We start from the raw sequence: 5,128 nt of genomic DNA, 5'->3' as shown, positions 1-5,128 counted from the left end.
GGCCGGACCTGTCGGGCCGGCCCGCGTACGTGGTGCCATTCGGCGACCAGCCGGCTGCAGGTTCGTCGATCTCGTGCCGGTTCAGGGGTTGCCGCGCCTCCGCTCGTGTTGCCACGATCGCGACATGACCACCGACGAGGAGCACATCCGGCCCGAAGGCGTCGACGATCTCACCGTCGAGGCGCTCGGCACCATCAGCGAGGCACTCGAAGCGATCGAGGTCGCCCGCGGTCATCTGTACGCACTGCATCGGATCACCGGCACGGCCGACCTCACCCTCGGCAAGGGTGTCCAGCAGCTACGCGAGACCGGCCACACGGAGCTTGCGGACACGTTCGAGCGCGAGCTCGTCGGACGCAACGTGCTCGACGGCCGGTGGACGTTTCAGATCGTCGAGGAGTACGACGACGGCTACTACGCCACCTTCAAACGGCTGGAGAAGGAGGCTCGGGACGCCCTCGTCGAGGGCAAGCGACATCTCTATGAGTCGGAGATGAAGGAAGCCCGCCGCACCCGAGGCCGACACGGGCACGAGCAGCGGCCCGCGCCGGGAGCTTGAACGCGGCGATCGCGCAGTCCTCGTGGCCCGAGGACATCGCCCGAACGGCTACTCGGCGGCGGCCAGCTGGCCGCAGGCGCCGTCGATCTCGCGGCCGCGGGTGTCGCGGACGGTGGTGGAGATGCCCTTGGCCTCCAAGCGGCGTACGAACTCACGCTCGTCGGCCGGGTCGGAGGCGGTCCACTTGGAGCCTGGGGTGGGGTTCAACGGGATCAGGTTGACGTGGACCCAGCCCCAGTCGCCGTAGGAGTTGAGGACGTCGGCGAGCAGGTCGGCGCGCCAGCCCTGGTCGTTGATGCCGCGCATCATCGCGTACTCGATGGAGACCCGGCGCTTCGTCACGCGCGCGTAGTTCCAGGCGGCGTCGACGGTCTCGGCGACCGAGAAGCGGGTGTTGATCGGGACGAGCTCGTTGCGCAGCTCGTCGTCGGGGGCGTGCAGCGAGAGGGCGAGGGTGACCGGGATGCCCTCCTCGGTCAGCTGCTTGATCCTCGGGACCAGGCCGACCGTGGAGACCGTCACGTGGCGAGCAGAGAGGCCGAGGCCCTCCGGCGCCGGGGAGGTAAGGCGGCGTACGGCACCCATCAGCGCCTTGTAGTTGGCCATCGGCTCCCCCATGCCCATGAAGACCACGTTGGAGAGGCGGCCCGGGCCGCCGGGGATCTCGCCGCTGGCCATCTGCCGGGCGGCGACGACGACCTGGTGGACGATCTCGGCCGTCGACATGTTGCGCTCGAGACCGCCCTGGCCTGTCGCGCAGAACGGGCAGGCCATGCCGCAGCCGGCCTGGGAGGAGATGCAGACCGTGGCGCGGTCGGTGTAGCGCATCAGCACCGACTCGACCAGGGCGCCGTCGAAGAGCTTCCACAGCGTCTTCACCGTGGTGCCCTTGTCGGCCTCCTGCTGACGGATCGGCGTCATCAGGTCGGGCAGGAACGTGTTGACCAGCTCCTGGCGCTGGCCCGCGGGAAGATCGGTCATCTTCTCGGGGTCGTCGACCAGCCGCTCGAAGTAGTGCACCGAGAGCTGCTTGGCCCGGAACCCCGGGAGCCCCGCCTCCTTCGCCGCGTCCTGACGGCCGGCCAGGTCGAGGTCGGCCAGGTGACGCGGCGGCTTTCCGCGGCCCTTGGGCGGCGCCATCACCAGGGGCAGGCGGCGCCCCTCCATCGCGGCGGCCTCGGCCTCGGGACTGTGCGGGGCCGGTACGTTCGCAGGATCGGGCTCGGTCACTGCTTCATTGTCCCACCGGGGTGCTGCGTACGGCTAAACCTGGATCCAGCCCGCCCGGTCAGCCCGTCTTCAGCAGGATCCAGAAGACTAGCGCGCCGACACCGACCACCACCAGCACGGTCAGGATGATCCCCAGCCAGACGAACTCGGCCAGGCGGCGGGTCTTGCGCGGGATGAGCAGGGCCAGCGGCACCAGCAGAGTCAGCGTCACCCACGGGAACAGCTCCTCGGCCCGCTCCTGACCGACCACCCACGCCAGCAGGGCACCCCAGGTGCCGGGCACCAGGATCGCGTACGCAAGGCCGATGTAGAAGCCGACCAAGGCTGCCACGGTCGGGTGCGAGTCGTGCAGCCACGCCCACACGCCACCGGACCCCGAGGACTCCTCCTCCGGGCCGTGATCTGCCTCGACGTCTGGATCGGAGTCCACGTCGAGGTCCGCGGGACGCTGGGTCACCCTTCAACCGTAACGCCGAACCACGTCATCCTTGGTAAAGAATCGCTGCGGTCCGCCACTTGGATAGTTCGGGGTGGCTTGGCCCCTCTACCCGCGGGTAATGGGCCGGTTCGCCCGGAATCATCGGGAATCACGATGCCTGGCGGAGGAACCGAGCACGTTGAACGTGCGTGAGGGCGCGCGTTCTGCCACGGTGTTCGTCGAGACCCACCAGTGCGGCGGATCAATCGTCCAGGCCCGTTCGCTGGCCGGCACTCGGCTGGCGCGAGCCCGCGCCTCCAACGTCCGGAGCTTGAAGTCGGTCGGGTCTCGTCGATCGGCCGCGACCATGGTGACGTACTCCAGGCCCGCCCGGCGGAAAGCCCCTTCGCGCACCAAGTCCTTCGCGCGCTGCTTCCCGGCCAGGTGGACCCTACCGTCGTACTCCCCCACCACGCCCCGCTCGAGATCGAGTACGTCCGGAGTGCCGATGTGTCGGCCGTCTAGATCAAAGATCGGCCTGTTGGTGACGACGTGTCCGAGCCGCAGCCGCACCGTCCACGTCAGACGTAGGTCAACCTCCGCCGGCGACCAGACGTTCTCATTCGCATGGGTGAGCGCCTCACGCAGATGGCCGATGCCAGCCCAGGCCACCAACTCGTCGGCGTACTCGGCCAGTTCGTCGAGCGAGATCAGGTCACTGGCCGCAACGAGATCGATCCAGCGCACCGCCTCCATCAGGTTCGGCGCGTATCTGACCTCATAGGCGGTCGACCGGAGGGGACCCGTCAGCACCACGCCGTCATCTGTCCGACGCTCGGCGGGAAGGAGCCGTTCGTGGCTGATCACGATGCCTTGGCGCGCTCGGGTGTTGTGTCCCGGCGTCACAATCGCGGCCGCCGCCCGTGCACCGTATCGATCGGTGCCGTCAACCCACTTGACCTTGGCCCAAGCCAGCGCGGCCCACCCGCTCAACGCCCCGTCGGCAGGCACCACGCTCGCAGCCTCGAGCGCCCGCTGTTGCGGTTCCGACCCGTCGACGTGGCTGGGAACGTACAACCCGTTGAAGCACCGCCGCCAAGCGCTCCCACGCGCCTGTTTCCGGGTCGGGCCGCTCATCCCGGAAGGATCGACCCGCACCGGGCGCACGAGTCCGGGCCGCCCAGATACCTCCGGCGGCTGGAAGTGCTCCCTACGTTTGGCCATCCTCAGATGATGGCCACGACCACCGACATTCAGCCGGCTCGCCGATAGTCCCGGGCGGTCCGGCCCATCTACGTATCGGTAACGGGCCAAGACGCCCGGGACTATCTGGCGTCGACGGTGATCAGGTCCGGGAGGCCGAGATCTCGCCACCGGGCGAGGTCCGGGGGCATGCCGGTCAGCTCACCCGCCAAGAGGGTCCAGGCCGTGCCATGACCGACGAGCACGACGTCCTCGCCCGCGTGGGCAGCGAGGATCCCGGAGGCGGCCTTCGTCACGCGGGTCCGGCACTCCTCGAGTGGCTCCCAGCCGTCGTACGCGGGCAGGGTCTGCTCCGCGAACGCGCGCTCGACCGTGGCCTGGAAGTCCTCGACCCACGCCTCGCCGCGGCGGTGCTCGCGGAGAGCGTCGACCACGCCGACCTCGCCATCGGTGAGCAGCTGGGCGGTCTGCTGCGCCTTGGGCTCAGGCGAGGAGTACCACGCGGCGCCGGACGGGAGCCGGTCACGCAGGGCCCAGATGTCGTCGAACCCGGCCGGATCGAGTTCCCAGTGCTCCGCAGCGACGCCACGGACGACCAAGGGTCGGCCGTGGCGTACGAGGAAGAGCATCAGAAGACGGCGTAGTGGAGGATCAGCCAGACCGGGGCGACGGTCGCCAGGAGCGAGTCGAGGCGGTCCATGAGGCCGCCGTGGCCGGGGATGATCTGGCTCATGTCCTTGACGCCGAGGTCACGCTTGATGACCGACTCGACAAGGTCGCCCAGGACCGCCATCACGCAGGCGACCACACCGAGCGCGACACCGACCCACCAGGACGCGTCGAGCAGCCATACGACCAGACCGACGCCGGTGGCGACGGTGAAGACCACCGACCCCGCGAAACCCTCCCACGACTTCTTCGGGGAGATCACCGGCGCCATCGGGTGCTTGCCGAAGAGGACCCCGGCCACGTAGCCGCCGATGTCGGACATGATCGTGAGCAGGACCCAGACGATGATGCCGCGTACGCCGTCGTCTGAGAGGCCGCCCGAGGTCCAGCCACCACCCTCGCCGAGCATGAGCGCGACGAACGAACCCAGGAACGGCAGGTAGAACAGGGTGAGGACCGAGGCTGCCGAGGTACGTACGTAGCCGTCGACCCCACGCCGCAACACCCACAGCATGATCACCAGAGCGGTGACCGCGGTCGCCGTCACCAGCGCGTCGGCACCGAAGAAGTACGCCGCCAGAACCATCAGCGTGCCGCCGATCATCAGCGGCTGCTCGGGGACGTCCATGTCCTTGGCCATCAGGCCACGGTGGAGCTCCCAGACCGCGGCGACGACACAGCCGACGACGATCAGCATGAACGCCGTCTTCACGAACATCAGGCTCAGCGCGATAGCGACCAGGAGGACGACGGCGGAGCCGATCGCCGCCGGCAGGTTGCGACCGGCGCGGCCGTAGTCCTTCTTCGGCGGCTCGGAAGCTGACGGAGAGGGCGACGGCGGCGTCTGGCTCACAAGGGATTCCTTCATGCTCAGGTCCTTTTCTGGTCGCGGTCCGACTCGCTTGTGGAACTCGACCTCGGGCGGGTAGATCTCGACCCTCTTCGCGGCATCGCATGCGCAGCGGGGGGGGTCGCGCGGTCGCGTGTCGGAGTGAGCCGGCGGCGGCCGCGCCGGGTCTCGGCGTCCGCGGTGTTGCAGCGCGGCGTCC

The 5,128-nt window shown here is 69.0% G+C and carries 6 protein-coding genes; 1 reads left to right on the top strand and 5 read right to left on the bottom strand.

Features of this window, described 5'->3' with window-relative positions:
* The first annotated feature begins 124 nt into the window (after nt 1-124).
* On the top strand, nt 125-559 hold the full coding sequence (locus ACFU7D_RS28500) for a hypothetical protein (RefSeq protein ID WP_378873611.1): 435 nt from the start codon (nt 125-127) through the stop codon (nt 557-559).
* 48 nt (nt 560-607) lie between these two features.
* Here the strand turns inward: ACFU7D_RS28500 and rlmN are convergent, their stop codons facing one another.
* From rlmN to ACFU7D_RS28475, 5 genes are all read right to left on the bottom strand, one after another.
* On the bottom strand, nt 608-1,726 hold the full coding sequence (gene rlmN / locus ACFU7D_RS28495; protein WP_378727898.1) for a 23S rRNA (adenine(2503)-C(2))-methyltransferase RlmN: 1,119 nt from the start codon (nt 1,724-1,726) through the stop codon (nt 608-610).
* 121 nt (nt 1,727-1,847) lie between these two features.
* The gene (locus ACFU7D_RS28490; RefSeq protein WP_378727859.1) at nt 1,848-2,246 is read right to left on the bottom strand and encodes a hypothetical protein; all 399 of its coding nucleotides are present in this window, start codon (nt 2,244-2,246) and stop codon (nt 1,848-1,850) included.
* A 120-nt stretch (nt 2,247-2,366) separates the two neighbouring features.
* Nucleotides 2,367-3,221, bottom strand: a complete 855-nt coding sequence (locus tag ACFU7D_RS28485; protein WP_378873609.1) for a hypothetical protein — start codon at nt 3,219-3,221, stop codon at nt 2,367-2,369.
* 311 nt (nt 3,222-3,532) lie between these two features.
* Nucleotides 3,533-4,039 carry a histidine phosphatase family protein gene (locus ACFU7D_RS28480; protein WP_378873607.1) on the bottom strand — a complete coding sequence of 169 codons (507 nt, stop codon included), beginning with the start codon at nt 4,037-4,039 and terminating at the stop codon, nt 3,533-3,535.
* On the bottom strand, nt 4,039-4,947 hold the full coding sequence (locus ACFU7D_RS28475; protein WP_378727856.1) for a phosphatidate cytidylyltransferase: 909 nt from the start codon (nt 4,945-4,947) through the stop codon (nt 4,039-4,041). Before ACFU7D_RS28475 ends, ACFU7D_RS28480 begins: the two co-directional genes overlap by 1 nt.
* Nucleotides 4,948-5,128: the final 181 nt, after the last annotated feature.

It is taken from the genome of Nocardioides sp. NPDC057577 (genome assembly GCF_042801335.1).
Lineage (GTDB): Bacteria > Actinomycetota > Actinomycetes > Propionibacteriales > Nocardioidaceae > Nocardioides.
The sequence above is the reverse complement of the archived record's forward strand: the minus strand, read 5'-3'. Positions and strand labels throughout refer to the sequence as shown.

Excerpts from the sequence above, each read along its gene's own strand:
- ACFU7D_RS28500 (WP_378873611.1), top strand. The coding sequence starts at position 125 with ATGACCACCGACGAGGAGCACATCCGGCCCGAAGGCGTCGACGATCTC.
- ACFU7D_RS28475 (WP_378727856.1), bottom strand. The coding sequence starts at position 4,947 with ATGAAGGAATCCCTTGTGAGCCAGACGCCGCCGTCGCCCTCTCCGTCA.
- rlmN (WP_378727898.1), bottom strand. The coding sequence starts at position 1,726 with ATGGAGGGGCGCCGCCTGCCCCTGGTGATGGCGCCGCCCAAGGGCCGC.
- ACFU7D_RS28480 (WP_378873607.1), bottom strand. The coding sequence starts at position 4,039 with ATGCTCTTCCTCGTACGCCACGGCCGACCCTTGGTCGTCCGTGGCGTC.